At 39.2% G+C, this 23,548-nt stretch carries 25 protein-coding genes; 8 read left to right on the forward strand and 17 right to left on the reverse strand.

Features of this window, described 5'->3' with window-relative positions:
* Positions 1-36: 36 nt before the first annotated feature.
* Positions 37-468, forward strand: coding sequence for an Lrp/AsnC family transcriptional regulator (locus A3Q34_RS10995; protein ID WP_404842490.1), 432 nt, complete (start codon positions 37-39; stop codon positions 466-468).
* A 14-nt stretch (positions 469-482) separates the two neighbouring features.
* Here A3Q34_RS10995 and A3Q34_RS11000 read toward each other — a convergent pair whose 3' ends face one another.
* A complete protein-coding gene (locus A3Q34_RS11000; protein WP_070375407.1) occupies positions 483-1,265 on the reverse strand; it encodes a serine aminopeptidase domain-containing protein in 783 nt (260 codons plus the stop codon).
* Positions 1,266-1,438: 173 nt separating this feature from the next.
* Between A3Q34_RS11000 and waaA the strand changes: the two genes are divergently transcribed.
* Positions 1,439-2,731, forward strand: coding sequence for a lipid IV(A) 3-deoxy-D-manno-octulosonic acid transferase (gene waaA / locus A3Q34_RS11005; RefSeq protein ID WP_083277978.1), 1,293 nt, complete (start codon positions 1,439-1,441; stop codon positions 2,729-2,731).
* Between the two features lies 1 nt (position 2,732).
* On the opposite strand, the gene A3Q34_RS11010 is transcribed toward waaA, so the two are convergent.
* From A3Q34_RS11010 to A3Q34_RS11030, 5 genes are all read right to left on the reverse strand, one after another.
* Positions 2,733-3,539, reverse strand: coding sequence for a DUF4198 domain-containing protein (locus A3Q34_RS11010; protein ID WP_070375408.1), 807 nt, complete (start codon positions 3,537-3,539; stop codon positions 2,733-2,735).
* Positions 3,540-3,591: 52 nt separating this feature from the next.
* Positions 3,592-4,110: a DUF2271 domain-containing protein gene (locus tag A3Q34_RS11015; RefSeq protein WP_070375409.1), complete on the reverse strand. Its 519-nt coding sequence runs from the start codon at positions 4,108-4,110 to the stop codon at positions 3,592-3,594.
* A 53-nt stretch (positions 4,111-4,163) separates the two neighbouring features.
* The gene (locus A3Q34_RS11020; protein ID WP_070377110.1) at positions 4,164-4,754 is read right to left on the reverse strand and encodes a PepSY-associated TM helix domain-containing protein; all 591 of its coding nucleotides are present in this window, start codon (positions 4,752-4,754) and stop codon (positions 4,164-4,166) included.
* Positions 4,755-4,826: 72 nt separating this feature from the next.
* Positions 4,827-6,920 (reverse strand): TonB-dependent siderophore receptor, encoded by a 2,094-nt coding sequence (locus A3Q34_RS11025; protein ID WP_070375410.1) that lies wholly within the window; start codon positions 6,918-6,920, stop codon positions 4,827-4,829.
* Between the two features lie 232 nt (positions 6,921-7,152).
* Positions 7,153-8,226, reverse strand: a complete 1,074-nt coding sequence (locus tag A3Q34_RS11030; RefSeq protein WP_070375411.1) for a glycosyltransferase family 9 protein — start codon at positions 8,224-8,226, stop codon at positions 7,153-7,155.
* Between the two features lie 52 nt (positions 8,227-8,278).
* Between A3Q34_RS11030 and A3Q34_RS11035 the strand changes: the two genes are divergently transcribed.
* Complete coding sequence (locus A3Q34_RS11035) at positions 8,279-9,052, forward strand: 3-deoxy-D-manno-octulosonic acid kinase (protein WP_220465224.1); 774 nt, start codon at positions 8,279-8,281, stop codon at positions 9,050-9,052.
* A 70-nt stretch (positions 9,053-9,122) separates the two neighbouring features.
* Here A3Q34_RS11035 and A3Q34_RS11040 read toward each other — a convergent pair whose 3' ends face one another.
* Positions 9,123-9,803, reverse strand: a complete 681-nt coding sequence (locus tag A3Q34_RS11040; RefSeq protein ID WP_231907340.1) for a TetR/AcrR family transcriptional regulator — start codon at positions 9,801-9,803, stop codon at positions 9,123-9,125.
* A 144-nt stretch (positions 9,804-9,947) separates the two neighbouring features.
* Between A3Q34_RS11040 and coaD the strand changes: the two genes are divergently transcribed.
* The gene (gene coaD, locus A3Q34_RS11045) at positions 9,948-10,421 is read left to right on the forward strand and encodes a pantetheine-phosphate adenylyltransferase (RefSeq protein ID WP_070375412.1); all 474 of its coding nucleotides are present in this window, start codon (positions 9,948-9,950) and stop codon (positions 10,419-10,421) included.
* On the opposite strand, the gene mutM is transcribed toward coaD, so the two are convergent.
* The 9 genes from mutM to radC form a co-directional block, all read right to left on the reverse strand.
* Positions 10,418-11,233 (reverse strand): bifunctional DNA-formamidopyrimidine glycosylase/DNA-(apurinic or apyrimidinic site) lyase, encoded by an 816-nt coding sequence (mutM, locus tag A3Q34_RS11050; RefSeq protein WP_070375413.1) that lies wholly within the window; start codon positions 11,231-11,233, stop codon positions 10,418-10,420. The genes coaD and mutM overlap by 4 nt on opposite strands.
* 28 nt (positions 11,234-11,261) lie before the next feature.
* Positions 11,262-12,161, reverse strand: a complete 900-nt coding sequence (locus A3Q34_RS11055; RefSeq protein ID WP_220465895.1) for an ATP-grasp domain-containing protein — start codon at positions 12,159-12,161, stop codon at positions 11,262-11,264.
* Between the two features lie 39 nt (positions 12,162-12,200).
* Positions 12,201-12,686: a hypothetical protein gene (locus A3Q34_RS11060; RefSeq protein WP_070375414.1), complete on the reverse strand. Its 486-nt coding sequence runs from the start codon at positions 12,684-12,686 to the stop codon at positions 12,201-12,203.
* 96 nt (positions 12,687-12,782) lie between these two features.
* Complete coding sequence (gene rpmG / locus A3Q34_RS11065; RefSeq protein WP_070375415.1) at positions 12,783-12,938, reverse strand: 50S ribosomal protein L33; 156 nt, start codon at positions 12,936-12,938, stop codon at positions 12,783-12,785.
* Between the two features lie 24 nt (positions 12,939-12,962).
* On the reverse strand, positions 12,963-13,199 hold the full coding sequence (gene rpmB / locus A3Q34_RS11070; protein WP_070375416.1) for a 50S ribosomal protein L28: 237 nt from the start codon (positions 13,197-13,199) through the stop codon (positions 12,963-12,965).
* 233 nt (positions 13,200-13,432) lie between these two features.
* Positions 13,433-13,813: a hypothetical protein gene (locus tag A3Q34_RS11075; RefSeq protein WP_070375417.1), complete on the reverse strand. Its 381-nt coding sequence runs from the start codon at positions 13,811-13,813 to the stop codon at positions 13,433-13,435.
* Positions 13,800-14,468, reverse strand: a complete 669-nt coding sequence (locus A3Q34_RS11080) for an AAA family ATPase (RefSeq protein ID WP_070375418.1) — start codon at positions 14,466-14,468, stop codon at positions 13,800-13,802. The genes A3Q34_RS11075 and A3Q34_RS11080 overlap by 14 nt, the downstream gene beginning before the upstream one ends.
* 80 nt (positions 14,469-14,548) lie before the next feature.
* Complete coding sequence (locus A3Q34_RS11085; protein WP_070375419.1) at positions 14,549-14,875, reverse strand: PilZ domain-containing protein; 327 nt, start codon at positions 14,873-14,875, stop codon at positions 14,549-14,551.
* A gap of 26 nt (positions 14,876-14,901) precedes the next feature.
* Positions 14,902-15,576, reverse strand: coding sequence for a RadC family protein (gene radC, locus A3Q34_RS11090; RefSeq protein ID WP_070375420.1), 675 nt, complete (start codon positions 15,574-15,576; stop codon positions 14,902-14,904).
* A gap of 81 nt (positions 15,577-15,657) precedes the next feature.
* On the opposite strand from radC, the gene coaBC reads away from it, so the two are divergent.
* From coaBC to A3Q34_RS11110, 4 genes are all read left to right on the forward strand, one after another.
* Positions 15,658-16,878, forward strand: coding sequence for a bifunctional phosphopantothenoylcysteine decarboxylase/phosphopantothenate--cysteine ligase CoaBC (gene coaBC, locus A3Q34_RS11095; RefSeq protein WP_070375421.1), 1,221 nt, complete (start codon positions 15,658-15,660; stop codon positions 16,876-16,878).
* Between the two features lie 11 nt (positions 16,879-16,889).
* Positions 16,890-17,474 carry a nucleoid occlusion factor SlmA gene (slmA, locus tag A3Q34_RS11100; RefSeq protein WP_070375422.1) on the forward strand — a complete coding sequence of 195 codons (585 nt, stop codon included), beginning with the start codon at positions 16,890-16,892 and terminating at the stop codon, positions 17,472-17,474.
* Between the two features lie 95 nt (positions 17,475-17,569).
* The gene (locus A3Q34_RS11105) at positions 17,570-19,042 is read left to right on the forward strand and encodes an aminoacyl-histidine dipeptidase (protein WP_070375423.1); all 1,473 of its coding nucleotides are present in this window, start codon (positions 17,570-17,572) and stop codon (positions 19,040-19,042) included.
* Between the two features lie 163 nt (positions 19,043-19,205).
* Positions 19,206-19,865, forward strand: a complete 660-nt coding sequence (locus A3Q34_RS11110) for a response regulator (RefSeq protein ID WP_404842394.1) — start codon at positions 19,206-19,208, stop codon at positions 19,863-19,865.
* A 132-nt stretch (positions 19,866-19,997) separates the two neighbouring features.
* Here the strand turns inward: A3Q34_RS11110 and A3Q34_RS11115 are convergent, their stop codons facing one another.
* A complete protein-coding gene (locus tag A3Q34_RS11115) occupies positions 19,998-23,435 on the reverse strand; it encodes a hybrid sensor histidine kinase/response regulator (RefSeq protein WP_070375425.1) in 3,438 nt (1,145 codons plus the stop codon).
* Between the last annotated feature and the right edge of the window lie 113 nt (positions 23,436-23,548).

Below are 23,548 nucleotides of genomic sequence, written 5' to 3' on the forward strand. Positions count from 1 at the left end.
TGTCTAATTGGTTTTATTAACGGTTGACGGGTATAAATGATGATTACAGAAAAAGATGAAGAGCTACTCGCTATTTTACGATGCAACGCCCGAGCAAGTGTTTCTGACATTGCTAGAGCGACTGGCGTATCTCGCACAGCGATACAAAATCGTCTAACTAAGTTAGAAAATAGTGGTGTAATAAAAGCCTACAGTATTGTTTTAGGTAGTGAATATAGTAATCAGTTAATTTCGGCAAATGTATCACTAAAAGTAAATCCTAATCTTAGGCGAAATATTTGTATCGCGTTAAGAAAAATACACAATATTAGTCATATCTACTCTATTAGCGGTCAATATGATTTGTTAGCGACCATTCAGGCACAAACATTAAAAAAGTTAAATGAAATTCTTAATATAGTTTGTTCGCTAGAAGGGGTCGAACGGACAAACTCTTCTATTATCCTAGATACTGTTTTTGAAAAATAAAGCGTATTTACTGATCAGTTCAAAGTGGTGTTTAGCCATGAAGTCAGGTTGATTGCTAGGTACTTATTGCGGCGTAATAAGTTATGCCCTTGGTCAACGCCTTGAAAAATTTGGCTGGTAGAGTGACGGTCGCCATTCCATGAAAATAGCTCTTGGGCGGTTAAAAAACTATCGGCATGATGCGCTGAACTGACGAAATAAGCAGGAATATCAATTAAGTTTTTATAATGCTCTTTTTCCATATGATCCATAATCGGCGAAAGTATAACAAAGCTATTAATGCGAATTTTTTCTGCTAAGCGTACCGCTTCATTGACTGAGCAACCGCTGGCAACCAGTGAGATAGGTTGTTGCTCGCCAATTTTACTGCGCAAATAATTATAAGCCGCCAGAACATCTTTTTCCCAATACGAGGTCAGCATGGCAACTTCAGCTTGGTAGCTAACAATATCTTTTACTTGGTATTTTATCGTTTGGTGAGAAAAATCTTCAGATTCGCTTGCGCCATAGCCTCTAAAGTCAATGGCTAGTGCATTAATACCTTGCTCGGCTAGTAATTCACCCAGTACATTATAGCTTTCGCTACTGTGGGAGCAGTCATGGAGTAATAATACGCCGCCACCAAGCGCGTCTCCGAGATAATAATTAGCCGATAAGACAAAATCGTCGTCAGCGAGAAACGTTATTTTTTGCGGCGTATCTTTTTTATTTACTTGGCTAACATCTACTTGATTATATGTTGGTTCTTCATATTCTTGTGCGGATAATAAAGGCGCTAGTAGTATAAAGCTGACCATGGCGAACCCATGGTTGAATATGTTCTTGATGAAATGAAATTTGCTCATTTGCCTGCACTACTATTTTAGTTCCTTTAATATCACGACGATAACAAACTCCATCGGCTTTGGGTATTTTTATTGTTTGCTTAAGTCGCTATACTGCGTTTATCAACAACTAAAGAGTTTTTTCTGTGCGTTATCAATTATCTTTAATGTTATATCGACTTGTTTTTCTTTGCTTACTCCCGATCGTTTGGTTGTTACTTCAGTTTCGCTCAGTAAAACAAAAAGCTTATCGACAACGAATCAGCGAACGTTTGGGTTTTTTACCTCGAGAATTTAAAGCGGGTGGCATTATCGTTCATGCGGCGAGTGTCGGTGAAGTTATTGCTCTAAAGAGTTTTATCAGCCAACTGCTAGAAACAAAACCTCATCGTGTTGTCACTGTCACTACTTTTACTCCAACGGGTTCAGAGCAAGTTAAAAAATTGTTTGGGGAACGTGTTCAACATTGTTATTTACCCCTAGACAGTACCTTTTGTGTGGCAGCATTTTTAAATAAATTGAAACCACAGGCGATGGTTTTTATGGAAACTGAGTTGTGGCCAAACTTAATCGCGCAAAGTGCAGATCAAGGAATAAAATTGTTATTGATTAATGGCCGCTTATCACAAAAATCAATGAACAATTATCGCAAGCTAGCTTGGTTAATCACACCGACAATTAACCGTTTTGATAAAGTGTTATGTCAAAGCCAAGTGAACTATGAGCACTTTTTAGCCTTAGGTGCCGATGCTGCTCGCTGCAAGGTTTCTGGAAATGTGAAGTTTGACATCAGTGTTAATCAAACAATAAAAGATAAGCAGCAAGAGCTGGCTGAATTTGTGGTCACCGAACGATTAATCTGGGTTGTTGCTAGTACTCATAAAGGGGATGAAAGTCTTGCGTTAAATGCGTTTGCTGAATTACTAAAAAGCTTGCCACAATTACTACTCATTATTGTACCGCGCCATCCAGAGCGCTTTAATGATGTCGCATCATTATGTTTAGCGCAAGGTTATAATATTGCCCGTCGCAGCACTCAAGAAAAAGTAACTCGTGATAAACAAGTTTGGTTACTCGATAGTTTAGGGGAGCTCTTACCGACGTGTGCTTTAGCTAGCGTTGTAACTATGGGGGGCAGTTTTTCGGATATCGGTGGGCATAATCCCCTTGAACCTGCGCTATTTAAAAAACCGATTGTCGTTGGCCCTAATATGAGTAATTTTGTTGAGGTTATGCAGCAACTCGTTGCTGAAAAAGGCATTATTGAGCTCACTGACCAAGACAGTGCGAAGATGACTGATGAGCTAAGTAAAATCATTGCGGATATTTTGTTATCAGAAAAAACGCAGCAAACATTGGGAGAAAATGCTTACCGCGTGGTAACACAAAACCAAGGAGCTAGTGCCCGAAGTGTAAAACAATTATTGACGTTACTTTAGTTTAATTAAGTTGTGCTTCAAATGTTAAAAAGACACTGCCCATTTGCTGGTCCGCCAAAGGAGAGTTTGGTGTGTCTTCTTTGTGCTCAGCAACTAATAAATATCGACCTGCAGCGTTCGGTGTGAAGGTGATTTCACCTTTTTCATTTGAGAGCAATGTTAATGTTTGCGGGTTATTGCGGTAACGTGCGCCGTCGGCGGTAATTTCTACGGCAACATCTTTTTGTGCCTTACCATTAAATAAAAATTTGAAAGTCACCTTTTCATTTTCAGCAATATCTGATGGATGAGTAACCGGTAGCAATTCTAATAATTTACCTTCGGTTTTAAAGTTATCACTCGGTGCATTTAAAGTGACATAACTCTCTATTCTTGCATAACGATAAGTGGTTTTGATCGCTGTAGCTTCGATTGGTAATTTGCCAGCTAGTTCTGTCTTATTAGCTGATAGTCTTTTATGGTCGCCGTCGATAGTATAAGAGGTGATAAAGCTAGCCTCACTGTTATTGGTGATTTTATAGGTCCCAGGATCTTTTAAGAAGTAATCAATGACACTTTTTCTATGACCTTTATAGCTTGACGACGCTCTTGATGGCTTGCCATTAGGGGTAATAATTCTCACTAAATCTGCCCCCATAGCTTTATCAACATTAAAGGTTTCATTTGATGCAGTTATATCAACCATGATCCATTCGCCTTGTTCAGCAGACAAATTAAAGTGGCTTGGTAAAACCCAGCGAGAATGAGCGAAAGCTTGTGTACTAATGGCACAGGTTAAGGTGAACGCGATTATTTTTTTTAAAGTCATTTTATATTCCAAGTCTAGTGTTTACGTTTTTGAGTTAAGGGGATGAATACGTTTATTTCGGTAGCACAGTGAATTGTATTTCATCAGTTTCATGGCTTGCCGCTAAAGTAAATGTTGATTTTATGTTATTTAATACAAATGGTTGGCGCAAAATGGCTCGTCCACCGTTTTCTCTGACTACTTCAATAAATAAAGTATATTGTCCTTTTATTAGTGACTTTTTCTGATCATCTTCGGCCAAGAAAGTCAGAGGATATTTGCCTGCTGCGCGAGTCGCAGAAGTTATACCATCAACAAAGTCAGCATCTTTTTTACCGACCTTACGCCACCAGCGTCGAATGTCCTTCAACCATTTCGTTTTTTCTCGCCAAAGTAATAAGGTACGTACTGGTTTTCCTTGTGAGTTTTCAATCCAGCTCGCAACATAGGGCGGATGATACTCGCCGAGTTGCTGTTTTAAAGTCAGTTCAAGCTCTAATTGTGCTGGCGCTGAGTTGCTCGGATTGGCAACGGCATTAAAATTTATCAAGCTTAATAAAGTAAGTGATAACCCGATTTTGTTTATCTTCATATAAGTTCCTTTTGTGCTCACTCAAGTAGAGAGCGTTGTTCATGCTAATTGATTTAAATCCACCAGATAGCGGTAGAAATCATGGCGACAGTCACGGTTAAACTTACCGTTAAGGTACGATTAAATCGTCTTTGTGGCATGGCTAAAATAAAGCCACTTAGGGCAAATAGGATGCAAAGTAAACTGGTTATATCAATAATCCACCCCCAAAAAACACTGGTATTTCTTCCCTTATGTAAATCGTTCATTAGCGCCCACCAACCGTAGTCAGTTTCTTCAAAAAACAACTCTCCACTGACTAAATCGAGGGTAATAGCGGTATTTTTTCCTGCCCGTTTTATACTGAAAAACAATTCGTCCTGGCTACTTTCGAGGATCGTGTTGTTTAACGATACCGACAATTTTTGCTCAATAGCTGTCGAAACATTAACAATTTGTAGTGGTGTTAACGGCGGATTTTTAATCATAGACAAATCAATCATTAATGCTCTTTCTACAACGTCAGCTTTGCTGTCACGAAACCATTCAGGATGATTGAGGGTAATTCCGGTTACTGAAAAAAAGAGCAGTAAGCTCAACAATGCCATCGACACATAGACATGAATCAGACGAGAAAAACTTAAGGTACTTTTATTTATTTGCATAGCAGGTGTCAGGGTCTTTAATTTATTAATGGGTAACAAATAACTATTTGTTCCCCATTATTTTTAGTCAATTTAGAATGATATCTGTGCGGCTAATCGGTAGCTAATTCCGTCGCCTGCGGTAACGCTAGATATACCACCACCAGCAAGGTAATCAGTATCGAGCAAGTTTTGTATGTTGAAGCGGAAATCAACACCTTGGCCACTTATTGTGGTCTTATAGGTTGCTCCAACATCGATACGGGTATAAGCATCTTTGGATATAGTGTTATCGCTATCGGCAAAACGTTCACCTTGATAAAATGCACCCGCATTAAGAGCAAGTTGGTCCGTTAATTCATAACGAGACCAAATTGATGCTGACCACTCGGGAGCATCAACAGGGGTTTTTCCTTGATAATTTTCATCTTTGTCGTATTTTGCGGCTAAGTTCATTAACGATGCCATAACAAAGAGCTTATCGTTTATTGCGCCTTGTGCCGCAACTTCGAAACCTTTGTGACGCTGCTCACCTGCCTGTTCAGTTTGCGTATCAAAATTAGGATCGCCGTTGATTGTTTCAGTGATTAACTTGCCTGTTTTGGTAATATCAAAAATAGCGGTCGTTACTAATAAACGTTCATCAAATAATTGCCACTTAGATCCGATTTCAAGTTGTTTAGATGTCATGGCCTCGAGCTTCATGCCGTGATTAATATCTCGATCGTTTTCGAGTGTTTCGCTGCTCTGGGGTTCAAACCCTTCTGAATAACTCGCGTAGAAAGTGGTTTGGGCATCAGGATGAAATAAAAGCCCAGCTTTAGGCAAGAACGATTCATTGTTCGCGCCTTCTTTACTTTGTTTGTCGTAACGTCCACCGACGGATATTTGCCATTGATCATTTAAGGTGATTAAGTCTTGTAAATAAATGCCATAGTAATCATAGGCACTGGTGTAAAGTGAATCGTCAGTTGTGTAGCTGATATCAGGTCGTGCTGGCTCTTCTTGGTCGCTAGAGTAGTTAATTGACTCGCCATTTACTTTACGTTGTCCGTAGTAATAGTCTAAAGAATTAGCGCCAATTAATAATTGATGATCGAGACCGGCGAGGGTAAATTCTCCAGTAAAATCGATAAAAGCAGTTTTAAACTGCCAGTCATCAAAACGGTCGTAGGGTTTAGAGGTATAGCTATCACCCTCTAAAAAAGTTGTGGGTTTTTTAGGAGACGATTCAAATCGTTGGCGTTTAAAGCTTTGTTCATTGTAGCCGAGTGCAACTTGCCACTGATTATTTAATGCATAGTTGATATCAACACCGATGTTTTCAACGGTAATGTCAGTAAATGCCCAAGACATATCACGAATGGTTTTATCATGACCAATAACATCGCCTTTTTCATCTAACCAAGAACCTGTATCTAACCCTGCTTCATCGACCGTTCGGTCATAATGAAGGCGTACCATAGCATCGTCTGAAATATCATAGTCAATGACTAACGCACCTAGAAAACGATCGCGCTGACGTTGTTCATTGTTTTGGTACTCATGCTGATATTTAGCATCTTGTTTAACCAGTACACCTCTGTAACGTAATGACTCATCATCAGTTAACGAGCCACCAGCATCTAACGATAATCGGCTTGAACCTTCTTGGTCAACATCAACACCTAGCGTAAATAATGTTTTAGCTGTTGGCTTTTTTGTCACCATATTCACTAATCCACCAGGCCCTGATTGACCATATAAAATACTTGAAGGACCTTTAATCACTTCGATATTTTCTAAGATTTCGATAGGTTGTTGGTAGTGTGACCAATGCTGGTGGCCATCTCTAAGGTAGCCATTGGAAGAACTTAGTTCAAAGCCGCGTAGATTGAATACTTCACGATTACGTTGTTTAGAGCCGGCAGTTAAACTTGCGTCATTGGTTAATACTTCGCCTAATGTTGTCGCTAGTTGTTCTGCTATTACCGAGTTGGGAATAACGGTGACCGACTGAGAAGTTTCTAATAAAGAAACATTGGTCCGCATTGCGCCATGTGCTTGGTCAACTTTATAGTTATTAAAATAACTACCTTTAACTTCAATAACTTCAACAGAGCTATTATTGGTAGCGCTTTCATTGGCAATGGATGAAAAAGGCGTTAAGCCAACGAAAATTGCTAAGCAGACAGGTGAATACTTCATTGTTATTCCTAAGAGAAAAATTGAGAGATAAATTTACTTGGTGCGAATACTAATGATAGTGATTATCATTTGCAACAAGTAAATTTACTTTATTGTCTTTTTCCCGATAACTGTTATTCGGTTGTTGTAGCTTGTTAAGTTAAATGTGGCGCAAGGATCCCTGGTCTCGCTAAAATAATGCAAGACCTTGTTTTGAATTTATAGCTGATGTGAGGCAGTTTAACCGTCACTATTATTTAAGGAGAAACTCAGGGTAGTGTTCATCAAGAAGTAGGTGCAGTTTTTCTTTAACTTGGCTGAAAGTAATACCATTCATTAAATCACTACCTTTGGCGCGAATCCCCCAAGGTAGCTGTTCAATAGGTTGTCTATATTGTTCTTGGGCAGTATGTTGGTAGCAACTTACTACATAGTTTTGATATAAATATGGCCCGGTACGGCAAGGATTGCTGTGCGCGTACAAGCCAATAACGGGTGTGCCAACAGTGACTGCCATGTGCGCTGGCCCAGTGTCAGGAGCTATCACCAAATGAGCTATTTTAAGCACACCAAGTAGCTGTTTCAAATTGGTTTGGCCAACAAGGTTAACAAGATTGGATTGGCTTAAACTGATAATCTCAGTGGCTAGTAATGTTTCTAATGTGGTCGGTCCGCCACAAATAACCACTTGAAAACCTAACCCTGTTAAATAATCGGCTATTTTTGCATAACCTTCGGCATGCCAATTTCTCTCAGCTTTACTTGCCGCTGGCGAAATAACAGCAATAGGTTTATCAGATGCTAACGATAGCCGCTCACTTGCCCAAAGTTCGTTTTCGTCACCAATGGGCATTTGCCAGCTAGGACTTTCGCTGGGAACACCGATAGCTTCTGCAAAACCAATAAAACCATCAAGTACATGTGGTTGATGTTGTGGCGCTATCTGATGATTAGTGAAAAGCCACTGGCCTTCTTTAGCTCGTTTACGGTCGAAACCTATTTTTATTTTTGCTTTAATACAGCAACTCGCTAAACTGGCACGCAAGGCTACTTGCATATGTAATAGCACATCAAATTTTTGACCGGCTAACTCTGCACGTAAATCCCGATAGCCTTTTAAGCCTGCTTTCTTATCAAATATGACAAATTTTACCTGTGGCAATCCTTTTAATAAGTTCGCCTCTACTTTGCCTATCACCCAAGTAATTTTTGTTTGAGGATAAAAACGTTGAATTTGTTGCACCATAGCTACGGCGTGACAAACGTCTCCGATAGCAGATAAGCGTAATAAACATAAATTTTTTGGCGCTGTTAATTGACCCAGCATAAAGGAATCACCACAATAGAGCATATAAAGTATTTGAATTGAGTCTATTATCTTGAAACAGTCAGCAATTGTAAAACCTTACCAAGAAAAAATTTACCAACAAGCTAATATTTATTGTTGCTATAACGCCAATGCAATCGATGACTTTTCTCCTGAAATGCTTAATAGTGATTTTTGGCATGAAAATAATGCCATTACCGGCAGTGCCCAAGGGCGTGGTACTACTTGGTTTGTTCAGTACGACTCTCCAGAAGTAAACACCATGGAAAAACAACAGTGGGTGTTACGTCATTATTTTCGTGGTGGTTTAATTGGCAAAATAATTAATGATAAATATTTTTTTACCGGACAAAATAGTACTCGAGCCGCCCAAGAATACCATTTATTAAATACGCTACAGGGGTTAGCACTGCCAGCACCAAAGCCGGTTGCTTTTCGAGTGATTAAACAGGGGCTTTTTTATCAAGCTGATTTGTTATCTTCTCGAATTGAACATGCTCAAGATTTAGTCGCGGTTTTATCAAAAGCACCATTAGTCGAGCACATTTGGCGAGAAGTGGGCAAGGTGATCCGTCGTTTTCATGATGCTGGCATTTATCATCATGATTTAAATAGTCACAATATTCTGCTCGATGAAGAGAACAATGTTTGGTTGATTGATTTTGATCGCGGCGAACAACGAGCGGTTGCTCAATCATGGCAGCAAGCTAATATGGCAAGATTATTACGTTCTTTTGAAAAAGAAAAAGCAAAATTGCCAAACTTTAATTGGCAAAAATCAGACTGGCAACTTCTATTAGCAGGATACCTGCAGTCAAATGAGTGATTAACGGCATTAAAAATGCAAAATTTAATTGAATAATATTTTGATTTTCAACTGATCAGGCGGTTGGTGATTAAGCGATTTCAGCGACTTCCATACAACGTTTACGGTACATGGTACGCGCTTCTAAAAACTCAGGCATTGCAGATTCAGTGATATAAGGTTGAATAATCACTAATATTTTTAAGACGCCTTCATAAAAAACAGCATCAGTAATTTCAATATTTTTATTTTGGGTTTGATAAAAGCTTAACCAGAAGGTGTTCACTAAACGCAAGATACTGACAATATCAGGTAAGTCTTCATCAGCAAACTTCATCATATGAGTACTACGTAATGACAACAGCATCTCACTGACACGGGTAGCTATTGATGATTGTACATCAACATATTTTTCATGTAATAAAGGGTTTTTTGCTAATAATACCGGCAGGTTACTGTAGAAAAATCTAAACTTCATCAGTGCTTGAAAAACAGCATCCATATATAAAATGATAGTATCGAGGGGCTTTACTTCGGGCGTTACAAAAGGGACTGTATCTAGTAATAGGTTACGTGCATATTCTTCGTAGATGGAAAGAATAATGTCTTCTTTATTGCGAAAATGATAATAGAGGTTACCCGGACTAATGCTTAAATGCGCTGCAATATGATTGGTTGTTACGTTGCGCTCGCCTTGTTCATTGAAAAGCTCAATGCTGGCTTGAATAATTTTATCACGGGTTTTCATGTCAGTTACTTCTGTTTTTATCATTGTATTATTTTCCATCATACTATCAAAATTGAACTGACGGAAAGGCTTTTCGAGTAAATACTTTAACAAATTCGTCTTTGTAAGTTTCCATTCACTAAAAATAGCCTTTACAATGTTTTTAAGTTTATAAAGAAGATACAACTAATGACGATAAAAGCGATTTACCCAGGAACCTTTGATCCGGTCACTAACGGCCACACAGATTTAATTGAACGTGCGAGTGCTTTGTTTTCTGAAGTTATTGTTGGTGTTGCTGCCAGCCCAAGTAAAAAGCCTCGTTTTGATTTAGCGCAGCGTGTTGCTATGATTGAAGAAGTGAGTCGACATCTGCCCAATATCACCGTAGTTGGTTTTAGTGGCTTGCTAGTCGATTTTGCTAAAAAAAATCAAGCCAAAGTACTGATCCGCGGCTTGCGCGCTGTGTCTGATTTTGATTATGAATTTCAATTAGCCAATATGAATAGACGTTTAGCCCCTGAGCTCGAAAGTGTATTTTTGACACCATCAGAAGGAAATTCTTTTATCTCGTCAACCTTAGTAAAAGAAGTATCCTTGCATAATGGTGATGTGAGTCAATTTGTTCATCCTATTGTAAAAGCCGCACTCGACGATACTTAATCAGTTTGGCAGTTCGGACAGAACACCGAGCTGCGATTCGATTGTCTAACTTCTTCAAGAATAGTTTGGCAGCTATTACATTGCTTGCCTGCTCGACCGTAAACTAATAATTCTTGTGCAAAATATCCTGGGCGACCATCTGCTTGAGTAAAATCTTTTAAGGTTGTGCCGCCTTGGGCAATGGCTGCAGTTAATACTTGTTTGATAATATCGGTAAGCTGATCAAAACGTGCTGCAGAAATTGTTCCGGCTAAGGCCGTTGGTAGAATACCGGCTTTAAACAATGCTTCATTTGCGTAAATATTACCGACACCGACCACAACAGGATTTGACATTAAAAAGGTTTTTATTGGTACTTTGCGATTCTGTGCCTTAGTAAATAAATAACCGTAAGTGAAGTCATCACTCAATGGCTCGGGTCCTAATTTACTTAATAAACCTCGCTCGTCAATATTGTCTTTAAACCATAATACCGCGCCAAAACGTCGAGGGTCATTTAAACGTAACGCTTTGCCGTGTGCGAAGACTAAATCAAAATGGTCATGCTTTGCGATAGGTGTATCGGCTTCAATAACTCTAATGGTTCCTGACATGCCTAAATGCAAAACTAAGGTGCCATGTGAAAACTTAATTAATAAATATTTTGAGCGGCGTTCAACAGCATGAACACTATGACCAATCATACTTTGTACTGTTTCAGGAATAGGCCAACGTAATTTTGCATTACGTACAACGACTTGCGAAACGGTTTGCTTTAAAATATGGGGACTAATGCCTTGTCGGCAAACTTCTACTTCAGGTAATTCGGGCATAGTAGCTCTATATCGGGTTTATGGTAAATTACAGTGTTAATGCTTGCATGCGATGAACAAAAGCATCGGCAAAGCGTGTTGCTGATTGTTCATCCATATTAAAATATAATGAAGGCTCAATTAGCTCAGCTTCCATAAGGGCAAAACCCTGCTCACAGCGTACAAAATCAACGCGAGCGTACAGTGGCATGCCTATTTGCGTTTTTATCGCTTTAAGGGCTTGCTCTGCATGCTTTGTTAAGCTTGCTTCGGGTGTTATTGACCTTAAACGACCGCCATGTTCTTCCTGAACGCGAAAGTCATCGTCTTTTGGTGTTTTTAAAATGGCGTGACTGTAGTGGCCATTAAAATAAAACAGTGAAAACTCACCTTCATCAATAACATTTTTCATAAAGGGCTGAACTAAAAACTCACTGGCTGAAAACGCTTGGGCAAGTTGCGGATAAAATGTTTGATGATTTTCTTTTGTTAGCCAAAAGGTATTATCAGCATTTGCACTTATACGAGGCTTAATGACTAATTGATCAACATTTAATTCAGTAAAATATTGATCTAGCTGTTGCGGCGTTAAATTTTTCCGCCACAATGTTTTAACAATATTTACATCAAGGCTAACTAATTCACGTAAATATTTTTTATCAATATTCCACTCAACCGTTAGTAAACTATTTTCAAGGTGAGCACTAGATTGCTCAATATCAGTTAACACCTTTAAAAATTCAGCCGCATCGTCTTGATAATCCCATGGCGAACGAATAATAACGGCGGCATAGTCGTTCCAATTAACACTTTTATCATGCCATGACACCATATGCATTTGCCAGCCTAACGCGAGTAGTGGCTGTGCAAGTAAATGGTCGTAAGCCTCAAAATTTTCAAGGTTGTCCATGGTCAGTATCGCGCAGTCTTGTATTTTATGATGAGTCATCGACATGATCTTCTTTATAGGTTTAGTGAAAGGGGGAAGTTAACTGGCTAATATTTCATTGGGAATGAGCTGTGAAAATATTGCCAACGGAAAAGCTAACCATCTTTTTTGCTGAGGATTAAAGACCAGCAATTCATTATCAGTAATAAACAAATTAAGTAATTGAGCTTGCGCTTCACCGGCTAATTCAACCGTAACAACTAACGCCATTTGGTGGTCAAGCTCGGGTGGAACAGTAACTATGTCACCTGTTATCTCATGCCATGTGAGCATCATTTGCTCTAATGCTTGTCCTGATATTTTTGCTGGTGTTGCTCGCCAAGTGCGTCCGATGCGTTCTATCGCCACTTGCTGGTTAACCGCTAGCGATAGAATAACAGCATGTTTGGCAAATAAGGTCTGTTGTTTATTATCTTGTTGCTCAGTTGATGAATATAATTTTTTATTGGTCACGTTAATCACCAGAATAAAAATCATCACTGAAAAAATGATAACGTTGTTCCAACCAGTACGAGAGAGCTTCATAAAAGACTCATTATTAAATACGATAATAGTGATGATACTAAATTTTAGGCAATAAAAAACCCAGCAATTGCTGGGTTTTTAAAAACTTGAATTAAATTACTTAATTTTAGCTTCTTTGTACATTACGTGCTGACGGATGCGTGGATCAAATTTCTTGATCTCCATCTTTTCAGGCATAGTCTTTTTATTCTTATCAGTAGTATAAAAATGACCAGTACCGGCACTAGAAACTAAACGAATTTTATCGCGCATAATAATTTCCTCTAAAAGTAGTTGTTAAACTTTTCCGCCACGGGCACGGATGTCAGTTAATACTACATCAATACCTTTCTTATCGATAATACGCATTCCTTTCGGAGTTAAACGTAATTTAACGAAACGATTTTCACTCTCCACCCAAAAACGGTGAGATTGAAGGTTTGGTAAAAAACGACGACGAGTCGCGTTTCTTGCATGTGAACGGTTGTTTCCAACCATTGGCACTTTGCCTGTTACTTGGCAAACTTTAGACATTCTGAGTACTCCAAAAATTAATTCCAGGTCGAACTATTATTCCCCAAGACCGTCGCCTCGGGATCCTGAAAAAGGTGGCATATTATAGTGAAACTGAAAAATGAAAGCCACCTTTAATAAGAAAAAACTATATTAACTTAATATTGTATTACTTTACAATGGTTTATCTGTTTTTTGTGGCAGTATAATGCAAGGTTTGAGTGATAATTGCACAGATAAATATCAAATTGTTGTTAATTTATGCCTGAGTCGAGCAATTTTTTCAGTTTATTATGCTGTTCTTCGTCACAAAGTTCGTTAATTAAAATACGAATAATATGTGATTTGGCTAATTTAGTTTCTTTGGCGAGATCTTGTAATTGGATAATCGCTTGTTCACTGAGAGTGAAAGTGGCATGACGAAAGGGCTTATTTCCTTTCATATTCTTACTCGCCAATTGCTGTTTTGCAGCAAGAATGGCTTGTTCAATAGAGACATTTTTGGTGTTGTCGCTATTAACAATTTCAGGGTGCCCTAACGCGTAATTTTCTGCGTCAGCAATAAATTCGTCAACAGTAAATTCCCTTTTCTTTTTATTTCCTTGTGTGGTTTTCTTTAGGTCAGTTAAACTCATGTGAGTTGTCCGGTTTCATTGCTAATAATTCTTCAGCTATAGCAGTCATTTCTATTGCTGCTTTACCCTGAGGTTCTATTTCGAGTACTGAAGAGCCTTGTTCTTCGCTGTCATCATAAACATTACGACTAAAGGTTACCGCGTTTAATACGTTAATACCATATGAGCGGCAAACATCTTTTGCTTCTAATATTCGTTTACCTTGGTTGGGCAACGATGGGCATTGGGTGATAACAAAAGAGGCGAGCATTTTTGGGTTAACCATTTTACAGGTACTGAGCATATCTTCCATGTGCGGCACGGTTTTTAGATCTCGACGTTTAGGGCGCAGCGGAATAATAACATGGTCAGCAACCGACATTGCAGCACGAAGCGCTAAGTTATCTTGGCCACCACAGTCAACAATTACATAATCATAATGCTGTACTAAACTGAGTAAATCGTTACGAATTTTACCGTATAATTGAATACAGTTTATCGCGGGTAACGACGGATCAGAATTTCTTGCTTGTATCCAGTCAGAGGTTGTTCTTTGTGGATCACAGTCAACCATCAACACGATAGCTTTTTTATCTCGGGCAAAATAAACGGCTAAATTCTGTGCTAAACAGCTTTTACCACTACCCCCTTTTTCGCCACCTACTAAAATCATCATAATATAAAATGTCCTTACCTCTTGTTGTAACATTTGCTGTTGTAACATTCGCGTCGAGAATTAATTATAGTGCAACTATTTTATTTTGCATTTTCATTTTCTAAGCGTAGTGCTAATTCAAAATAACCATTCGGTTGCTTAATACAGCGGATCACTGTGCCATATAAATTTTGGCTATTGGGGTTGGCTACCTTAAAAACGACGGTCACTTTAGTTTGTAGTGGAATGACATGGTCGCAATCGAGCTTTAAGCCGCCACGCGAAAAGTCCAAACAAGTAATTTTTCGTTGCACGGTTTGTTGCTGGTCATTTACCCAACGTATATCAACTAACTCTTTTTCCATATCTAAACGAAAAGATTGTCGTCGCTCGTCGTCGCTGCTCTGATTGGGTTCAGGTTCGTTCATCTAAAGCTCCTTCTGTTATTTATTATTTATAATTCACCGTGTTCAGCAAACGAGTAACACTGATTACCGGCAACAATAATGTGATCGAGTACTTGTATATCAATTAAGCTTAGTGCCTGTTCTAGTCTTTTGGTAATTTGTTTATCAGCAATGCTCGCTTCGGCAATACCCGAAGGATGATTATGCGCTAAAATTACCGCGACGGCTTTTTGTTTTAACGCCTGCTCAACCACTATTCTCGGGTAGACTGCCGCCGCATTAATGGTGCCAAAAAATAATCGTTCAAAGGTTAATACTTGATGCTGGCTGTCGAGAAACATTACCGCAAAGACTTCTCTGCTTTCACCACGTAATTCACTGATCAAATAATCTCGTGTCACCTGTGAAGAGGTTAACGCAGTACCTTTTTGCAATTGCTCGCTAAGATAACGCTTTGACATCTCCAAACAAGCTTGTAACTGTACATATTTCGCCACACCTAAACCATGATGTTGACAAAACTCTTGCTCAGTTGCGCGATAGATGGCGGCAATGCTGCCAAAACTTTTTAAAAGCTGCTGAGCTAGCTCAACTACATGGCATCCCTTTACTCCCGTGCGTAAAAATATAGCCAATAATTCCGCATCACTCAAACTGCTAGGTCCTTTGTGTAGTAGCTTTTCCCTGGGTTTTTCATTTTCTAACCAATCTTTTAACATCACCGCATCCTTGCAAAGCAAATTTGTAAATGGGCAAATTAATGGTATCTTATCGCCACTTATCGTTATTAAGACTAGCAGTTTATGCAAATTTTACAGGGTAAAAAAATAGTTCTGGGTATTACTGGCGGTATCGCTGCCTATAAAACGCCAGAATTAGTGCGTCGTTTAAAAGATAATGGCGCAGATGTTCGTGTAGTGATGACAACAGCGGCAAAAGCTTTTATCACTCCACTAACATTACAGGCCGTTTCTGCCAATGGCGTTTCAGACAGTTTGCTTGATAGCCAAGCAGAATTAGCTATGGGGCATATAGAATTAGCAAAATGGGCAGACTTTATCCTAATTGCACCAGCGACTGCCGACGCAATTGCTCGTATTACCTGCGGTATGGCGAATGATTTATTAACTACATTATGTTTGGCAACAAGTGCGCCAATTGCTATCGCTCCAGCGATGAATCAACAAATGTGGCATGCGGCAATTACTCAAGAAAATATTGCTAAACTTATTTCACGAAAAGTTGCCGTATTTGGTCCTGGCTCAGGAGCACAAGCTTGTGGTGATGTTGGTTTAGGGCGAATGTTAGATGTTGACCCTTTAGTCAGCCATGTCTGTCAATTTTTTCAACCAGCGTCGAAGATTGATCAGGTAGATTTATCGGGCCAACGTTGGGTGATCACAGCAGGGCCAACGCGTGAAGCTATAGACCCAGTGCGCTATATTTCAAATCATAGCTCAGGAAAAATGGGTTATGCCATAGCACAAGCAGCACAATTAGCGGGCGCAGAAGTCCAAATAATATCGGGTCCCGTCAGTATTGCCGTTCCCCATGGTTGTAAAAAAATAGCGGTGGAAAGTGCATTGCAAATGCACCAGCAAGCGCTTGAACTTGCCAAAAAAGCCGATGTTTTTGTTGCCTGTGCCGCGGTTGCTGATTATCGAGTCAGTGAGGTAGCAACGCAAAAAATTAAAAAATCAGCTGATGAAATGCAACTTATTTTAGTGAAAAATCCTGATATTGTTGCCGATGTTGCTGCTTTATCCGTAAAACCTTTTACCGTCGGTTTTGCGGCTGAAACACAAGATGTAGCACATTATGCGCTTGATAAATTAAAAAGAAAAAATCTTGATATGATTGCTGCCAACAATGTTGCGCTGTCAGGACAAGGCTTTAATAGTGATGATAATGCCTTAACGGTTTTCTCCAATAAAAATAAAACGGAACTACCGTTAGCATCAAAAAAAATACTTGCCGAGCAATTAGTACAACTAATTTCGCAACATTATGTTGAAAAAAAATAAGAGAACGATTTATGACCGTAGCGCAAAAACCTAATCGCAAACAACAAATTTTAGAGTGTTTAGCAAAAATGCTAGAAACTTGTCCTGGCCAGAGAATAACGACCGCCAAACTTGCTGCTGAAGTGGGTGTATCAGAAGCTGCGCTTTATCGCCATTTTCCTTCTAAAGCGCGTATGTTCGAAGGTTTAATTGATTTTATTGAAGAATCAACGTTTTCACGGGTGAATTTAATCCTCAGTGATCACAAAGAAGCTTTGGTGCGTTGTCATCATATTTTGCATGTATTGTTGGTTTTTTCAGAGCGTAATCCTGGCATGTGTCGTATCTTGGCTGGTGATGCGTTAATGGGCGAAAATGAAAGATTACGAACACGTGTTAATCAGTATTTTGAAAAATTAGAAACGCAATTTAAACAAGTCTTACGTGAGCGAAAATTACGTGAAGGTAAGAGCTTTAGCATTTCAGAGCAAGCATTAGCAAATATCTTAGGCGCTTATGTTGAAGGAAAAATTAGCCAATATGTTCGTTCAGGTTTTACCAAGAAGCCTAGCGAAGATTTTAACGATCAATGGCAATTTTTAATGGCGGGTAAGTAAGTTTCGGGTAAAAATGCGACGACATAACCCTTAGCAATACAGATTTCAGTAAGTTGATAAACTAATAAGTATTAAAATAAAATTAAGGAAAACATGTGAGTAATTTATCACAGCTTCATCCCATGCATTTATGGCAGTTATTTGAAAAAATATGCAGTATTCCACACCCTTCAAAGCATGAGCAAAAAATATCAGCTTGGATCCAAGCTTGGGCAAAAGAGCAAGGTTTATCGGTAAAAGAAGACGCCGTTGGTAATATCTTTATTAAGAAGCCAGCAACAGCGGGTATGGAAAACTGCCAAGGCGTCATTCTACAAGCGCATATGGACATGGTTCCACAAAAAAATGCTGATACCGTTCATGATTTTTTAACCGATGCTATCAAACCTTATACGGTTGAAGAAGCCGATGGACAATGGGTTACAGCAGAAGGTACCACCTTAGGCGCTGATAATGGTATTGGCTTATGCTCAGCTTTAGCCGTTTTGGCAAGCGATGATATCGCTCATGGTCCTTTAGAAGTTTTAGTAACCATAGATGAAGAAGCTGGCATGACGGGCGCTTTTGGCTTGGAGGCAGGCTGGTTAGAGGGTGATATTCTAATTAATACCGATTCTGAACAAGAAGGTGAAATCTATATGGGGTGCGCCGGTGGTATTGACGCCGAAGCTACCTTTAAATTGATTTTTGAAGATGTTACCCAAGATTTTACTTCATTTACCTTATCTCTTTCAGGTTTAAAAGGTGGACATTCTGGGGTAGACATTGATACGGGTCGTGCCAATGCAAATAAACTTTTAGTGCGATTTTTACTCGACGCAAGCCAAAATTTTGATTTGCGTTTAGTTGATTTAAATGGCGGGAGCTTGCGTAACGCTATTCCTCGTGAAGCTGATGCCAGTTTTGTTATTGCAGCAAAAGATGTGAGCGCTTTTAAACTTAGCCTAGACGATTATTTAGACAGGTTACGCGCAACATTAGGCAGTATTGAAACCGATATTGAGATGTTACTTATTTCACCAGAGGTTTTCGACCAGTGTTGGAGTCTTAAAACACAGTCGTTAATTTTAAACGCCCTTAACGCTTGCCCCAATGGTGTTATTCGCATGAGTGACGATATTGAAGGTATTGTAGAAACATCGCTTAACTTAGGGGTTGTTCGCTGTAAAGGGCGTAATTTTATCGCTATGTCTCTTATTCGTAGTTTACATGACGATGGCCGATTACTGGCCGAGTCTATGGTGAAATCAGTCTTTACATTAGCAGGAGCAAAGGTTGAGTTTTCTGGTGCTTATCCCGGCTGGAAGCCGAATACAGATTCAAGAATTATGAAAACTGTCCGTGATACTTACCAGTCACTTTTTAATAAAGTGCCTGAGATTATGGTTATCCATGCCGGTTTAGAATGTGGTTTATTTAAAAACGCTTATCCAAACTGGGATATGGTTTCGTTTGGCCCCACCATTAAATTTCCTCATTCACCTGATGAAAAAGTGAATGTCGAAGCCGTTGGGCTTTATTGGCAGTTACTGGTTGAAGTATTGAAGAATATTCCAGCAAAAGCTTAGTTTTTCTGTTGTTATGCTAAAGGTATTGCCTTACTTTTAATCAAGTAAGGCGCATAATTTCAACATAATGCGGTTTAAATCAAAACAAGTGTTGTTAGGCTAAGGTCTAATAAACTTTTTCTGGTAAAACCGTATACTTGAAGAAGAAAGTTTTAAGGATTAAATTATGTTCCAGCCAGAAAAAATAATAGTTGCTGACGATCACCCTTTATTTAGACAAGCGTTATTAGCTGCGCTCGATGTTAAGTTTAATAAAACTCAGTGGTTAGAAGCACAGACAATCGAGCAACTTGAACAACAACTCGCTAATAATACCGACAGTGATTTAGTTTTGTTAGACTTAAATATTCCTGGCGCTCATGGTTTTAACACTTTAATTCATGTGCGTAATCATTTTCCGCAAATACCGGTAGTGATGATCTCGGCTCATGAAGATAACGATACTATTCGTAAAGCGATGGAATATGGCGCAGCGGGTTTTGTACCTAAATCGACGCCCGTTGAAACTATTATTTACGCGATTCAACAAATCTTAGCGGGAGAAGTATGGGTGCCAGAAAGCTTTGCTCAAGCGAGTAAAGGTGATGGAGAAAGTAATATTGCCGAACGTGTGGCGAGTTTAACTCAGCAGCAATACCGCATTTTAATGATGTTTGCCCAAGGCTTATTAAACAAACAAATTGCTTACGACCTTAATGTCTCAGAAGCGACTATTAAGGCGCATGCTACCGCTATCTTTCGTAAACTCAATGTTCGTAACAGAACGCAAGCCGTTATTGCTATTGCGCCACTGAATGTTGCTGAGCCAAATATTAATCACTAACCGCAACTATTAACAATTACCAGTAATAGCAATGGGCTATTGCTTGCCAATTGCTTGTTAGTGCCCAACCCTCTAATTAATCACTCACAGCGGTTTGTAAAATCAATCATCAACAACCGTTGGTGATAACGATTACTCAGAATAATTATCTTGTAACTTCTTCGCTAGCAGTGCACTCATCATTGCGCGCAGCGCTGCTGGCTTAACCAGTTTTCTCATAAAGCCAACATCGGCTTTCTGGGTTTTTTCTTCAATGTCACTATCGGTAGTCGCTGTAATTAATATTGCCGGAATATAATGATTACTGCTTGCACGTAGCGCTTTAATAAGGGTTAAGCCGTCTTGATTGTTATTAAGCTGGTAGTCGACTAATAAAATTTCAACTTCATTTTGATGCTGTGCAAATATTGCTATTGCCTGCTCAAAAGACTCAGCCGATAGCACGTTACACTGCCAAGCACTGAGCAGTTCTGTCATGCCATTAAGTACATCAGGGTCGTTATCAATACACATTACCGTGACGTCTTTTAGACCTATTTTAGTGACTGGCTGCTCAATTTTAATATTAAATTGTCGATGTGCTTTGGTGATAGCGAGTGAGAACTTACACCCTTGCTGTTCTTTTGATGTTAACGACAGCGGGTGTCCTAATAATTGTGCAAAGCTTTGGGTAATATTCAGACCCAATCCTAAACCTCTGCTGGCATGACTTGGATTGTTTTCTAGTTGAGTAAATTGCTCGAAAACAATCTTTTGTTTTTCAAGCGGAATGCCTGGGCCGTTGTCCAATACTTGTAGAATAACTTGCTGACCAACAGTTCGCGATCCTAATAAAATTTTCCCCGGACTGGCGTAGCGAAAGGCATTGCCAATTAAGTTCTGTAAAATACGGCGTAATAAATTACGGTCTGAAGTAATCCAAGCTTTACAAGAGACCACTTTAAATTCAACTTGATATTCAGCCGCCGCCGCAGAGAATTCTTGCGCCAAATCTTTAAATAAATCATTCACTGAAAATGTGGTGAGGTGGGTGGTGATATTGCCGCTTTCAATACGTGCTATTTCAGCTAAGTCGGCCAGTAAGTCGTTAGCAACCTTTAAAGAATGATCGATGTTTTTGACTTGTCTTAATTGGCTTTCGCTTAAACTGCCTTGGCTACTCAAGGCTGAGGTAAATAACCTTGCAGCTTCCAATGGCTGCATTAAATCATGGCTGCAGGCTTTCAGATAGAGGCTTTTTTTAATATGTGCTTGTTCAGCCTTTTCACGAGCAGCATCTAAATCTTCATTGGTTTTTTCTAATTTTTTAGTGCGTTCGGTAATAATGGTTTCTAAATCAATATTGGTATCTTTTAAGACTCTTTCAGCATTTTTATAGGCGGTAACGTCAGAAAACAACATGACAAAGCCACCACCGGGTAAAGGGTTACCTTGAATTCTGACCACTTGGCCGTCAGGGTGTTCACGTTCAGAGCTGTGAGGACTTCCGTTTCGTAAATACTCTAAACGTTTTTCAACTTGTCGACTAATTTCACCTTCGCCGCAAAGACCCCGCGAGGCGTTGTAACGAATAAGGTGTTTTATCGGACAACCTTTGTAAATTAACTCTTTAGGGTAAGAGAATAGATCAATATATTTATTGTTCCAAGCGACTAATTTTAGCTCATTATCGACAATTGAAATACCATCACTGGCGTTTTCTATAGCGCTTTGTAATAAATTTTGACTGAATTTACGCTGCTGGCTCGAAGCATCTTCAACTAATACCGCAATTTCGTCGAGGGCAATATCGCGTCCATCTAAAGCAGAAGATAAGACTAAACGTGCTGAAGATGCCCCCATAACACTTGCCAGCGTATTTTCAGTATGCAGTAATAATTGTTGATTATAGTCTTGATGAGTAACCTCTTTTTTCACGACACCTTGCTTAAAGTGTTTAAAACTAATTTTTGCTTTTCCCTCGCCAACAAAACGCGAGACAAGCACTTCTAAATCACGTTCATCAATATGACGTTTTTTCTGTGAATTGAGTAGTTTAGGTGCTTGCCACTCTAAAAATAGCGATGCCTGTACCCGCTCTTGCACACTTTGGCGACTGACTTGTGATAATGCCCACATTACAAACATATTAACCGTTAAGCTAAGTAGGCTAACGGTGGTATTAGCCGATAATAAGCCGCCGGTAAAAGGCTGCTCGTATAAGCCAAATTGTGGAATGAAATTAAGTAATAACCACATTGAAAAACCAATTAAAATACCCGCATATACTCCAGTTAAGCTTGCTCTTCGCCAGTAAAATGCCGCAACAAGTGCTGGGGTCAATTGCGCAAAAGCTCCAAAAGCAATTTCACCTAACGAGCTTAGCGTATCGGGTGAAGTCATCAAAAATACTCCGTAGCCCAGCAAAATAACTAGAAAAACGAGTGCTTTACGAATGTTAAGCAAGCGAATTCTAAATTCATCAAAATCGGTGTTTTTAGCTTTGCTAGCACGAAAAATATAAGGGAAAACTATTTCATTACTCAGCATCGTACTCAGTGCAATCGAAGAAATAATCACCATAGAGCTGGCAGCAGAAATAGCACCTAGAAAAGCAAACAGTGTTAACCAGGTTTGTTGTTGATGCCAAGGTAAAAATAAAACATAAGCATCTGAAGGGACACTATCACCCAAGAGCATTTGGCCCGCGATACCCAGTGGCGCAGCGAAAACCGCAAAAACTAATAAATAAAGCGGAAATATTTTTCGACTGAGTTTAGTGTCTTTTGGGTCTTTAAGTTCAACGACCATGACTTGAAATTGTCGAGGTAACGATAAAAATGCCGCCATAACAATAACTAACATCGCTAACATCGACATCATATTAGGAAAGTTAAGTTGCTGCTCTAGCTGTAAACTTGCTCCTGACTTGTACCAAATGTCCATGGGCGAGTCGAAGACAAAAAAAGTCACAAAAATACCGACAGCAAGAAAGGCAAAAAGTTTGACTAACGATTCAAAAGCAATGGCAAGCATTACACCTGGGTGGCGCTCGGTAACATCGATGTGACGAATACCAAATATTACGGTGAAGCCAGCAAGTACTACGCTTGAAATAAGTCCAAAGCGCCAAGTCACTAACGTTTGTTCAGCTTGAAGTTGTTGAAAAGAATAAACAATAGCTTTTAATTGTAGAGCGATATAGGGCATGGTGCCGATTAAAGCGACGATGGTCACCATAATCGCTAGCTTGTGTGACTTGCCATAACGTGAGGCGAGTAAATCAGCGAGAGAAGTTAAGTTTAACTTTAAGCTAACACGCACAATACGTTGGATAAAAGGCCAAGCAAAAACAAATAATAAAATGGGTCCTAAATAGATAGGGATATGAGAAAGAAAGTTCGTTGAGGCCTGGCCTGTAGTGCCTAAAAAGCTCCACGACGTACAGTAAACCCCTAGTGTTAGCGCATAAATAATACCCTGACTTTTACGAACAATTTTATGGCGGTATTTGTTTCCTAAATAGGCAATAAGAAAAAGCAGGCCAATATAACCAATACTCAATACCGACAATTGCCAATTAGGAAACATAATAAATCTCAATTTTTATTTTTATACTTCTACAATACCAAGCCTTTAAGTTAATTTATACAAAACTTGGTGGGTAATTAAGCGAAGTTTGTTAAGCCATTAACTTCAGGACA

Origin of the sequence: Colwellia sp. PAMC 20917 (assembly GCF_001767295.1) — a bacterium.
In the GTDB taxonomy this organism is placed as follows: Bacteria; Pseudomonadota; Gammaproteobacteria; order Enterobacterales; family Alteromonadaceae; genus Colwellia_A.

Excerpts from the sequence above, each read along its gene's own strand:
- A3Q34_RS11115 (WP_070375425.1), bottom strand. The coding sequence starts at position 23,435 with ATGTTTCCTAATTGGCAATTGTCGGTATTGAGTATTGGTTATATTGGC.
- A3Q34_RS10995 (WP_404842490.1), top strand. The coding sequence starts at position 37 with ATGATGATTACAGAAAAAGATGAAGAGCTACTCGCTATTTTACGATGC.
- A3Q34_RS11010 (WP_070375408.1), bottom strand. The coding sequence starts at position 3,539 with ATGACTTTAAAAAAAATAATCGCGTTCACCTTAACCTGTGCCATTAGT.
- A3Q34_RS11015 (WP_070375409.1), bottom strand. The coding sequence starts at position 4,110 with ATGAAGATAAACAAAATCGGGTTATCACTTACTTTATTAAGCTTGATA.
- A3Q34_RS11020 (WP_070377110.1), bottom strand. The coding sequence starts at position 4,754 with ATGCAAATAAATAAAAGTACCTTAAGTTTTTCTCGTCTGATTCATGTC.
- coaBC (WP_070375421.1), top strand. The coding sequence starts at position 15,658 with ATGCAAATTTTACAGGGTAAAAAAATAGTTCTGGGTATTACTGGCGGT.
- A3Q34_RS11030 (WP_070375411.1), bottom strand. The coding sequence starts at position 8,226 with ATGCTGGGTCAATTAACAGCGCCAAAAAATTTATGTTTATTACGCTTA.
- A3Q34_RS11025 (WP_070375410.1), bottom strand. The coding sequence starts at position 6,920 with ATGAAGTATTCACCTGTCTGCTTAGCAATTTTCGTTGGCTTAACGCCT.
- rpmB (WP_070375416.1), bottom strand. The coding sequence starts at position 13,199 with ATGTCTAAAGTTTGCCAAGTAACAGGCAAAGTGCCAATGGTTGGAAAC.
- rpmG (WP_070375415.1), bottom strand. The coding sequence starts at position 12,938 with ATGCGCGATAAAATTCGTTTAGTTTCTAGTGCCGGTACTGGTCATTTT.
- slmA (WP_070375422.1), top strand. The coding sequence starts at position 16,890 with ATGACCGTAGCGCAAAAACCTAATCGCAAACAACAAATTTTAGAGTGT.
- A3Q34_RS11075 (WP_070375417.1), bottom strand. The coding sequence starts at position 13,813 with ATGAGTTTAACTGACCTAAAGAAAACCACACAAGGAAATAAAAAGAAA.
- A3Q34_RS11060 (WP_070375414.1), bottom strand. The coding sequence starts at position 12,686 with ATGAAGCTCTCTCGTACTGGTTGGAACAACGTTATCATTTTTTCAGTG.
- mutM (WP_070375413.1), bottom strand. The coding sequence starts at position 11,233 with ATGCCCGAATTACCTGAAGTAGAAGTTTGCCGACAAGGCATTAGTCCC.
- A3Q34_RS11085 (WP_070375419.1), bottom strand. The coding sequence starts at position 14,875 with ATGAACGAACCTGAACCCAATCAGAGCAGCGACGACGAGCGACGACAA.
- A3Q34_RS11055 (WP_220465895.1), bottom strand. The coding sequence starts at position 12,161 with ATGACTCATCATAAAATACAAGACTGCGCGATACTGACCATGGACAAC.
- coaD (WP_070375412.1), top strand. The coding sequence starts at position 9,948 with ATGACGATAAAAGCGATTTACCCAGGAACCTTTGATCCGGTCACTAAC.
- A3Q34_RS11000 (WP_070375407.1), bottom strand. The coding sequence starts at position 1,265 with ATGGTCAGCTTTATACTACTAGCGCCTTTATTATCCGCACAAGAATAT.
- A3Q34_RS11080 (WP_070375418.1), bottom strand. The coding sequence starts at position 14,468 with ATGATGATTTTAGTAGGTGGCGAAAAAGGGGGTAGTGGTAAAAGCTGT.
- A3Q34_RS11040 (WP_231907340.1), bottom strand. The coding sequence starts at position 9,803 with ATGATAAAAACAGAAGTAACTGACATGAAAACCCGTGATAAAATTATT.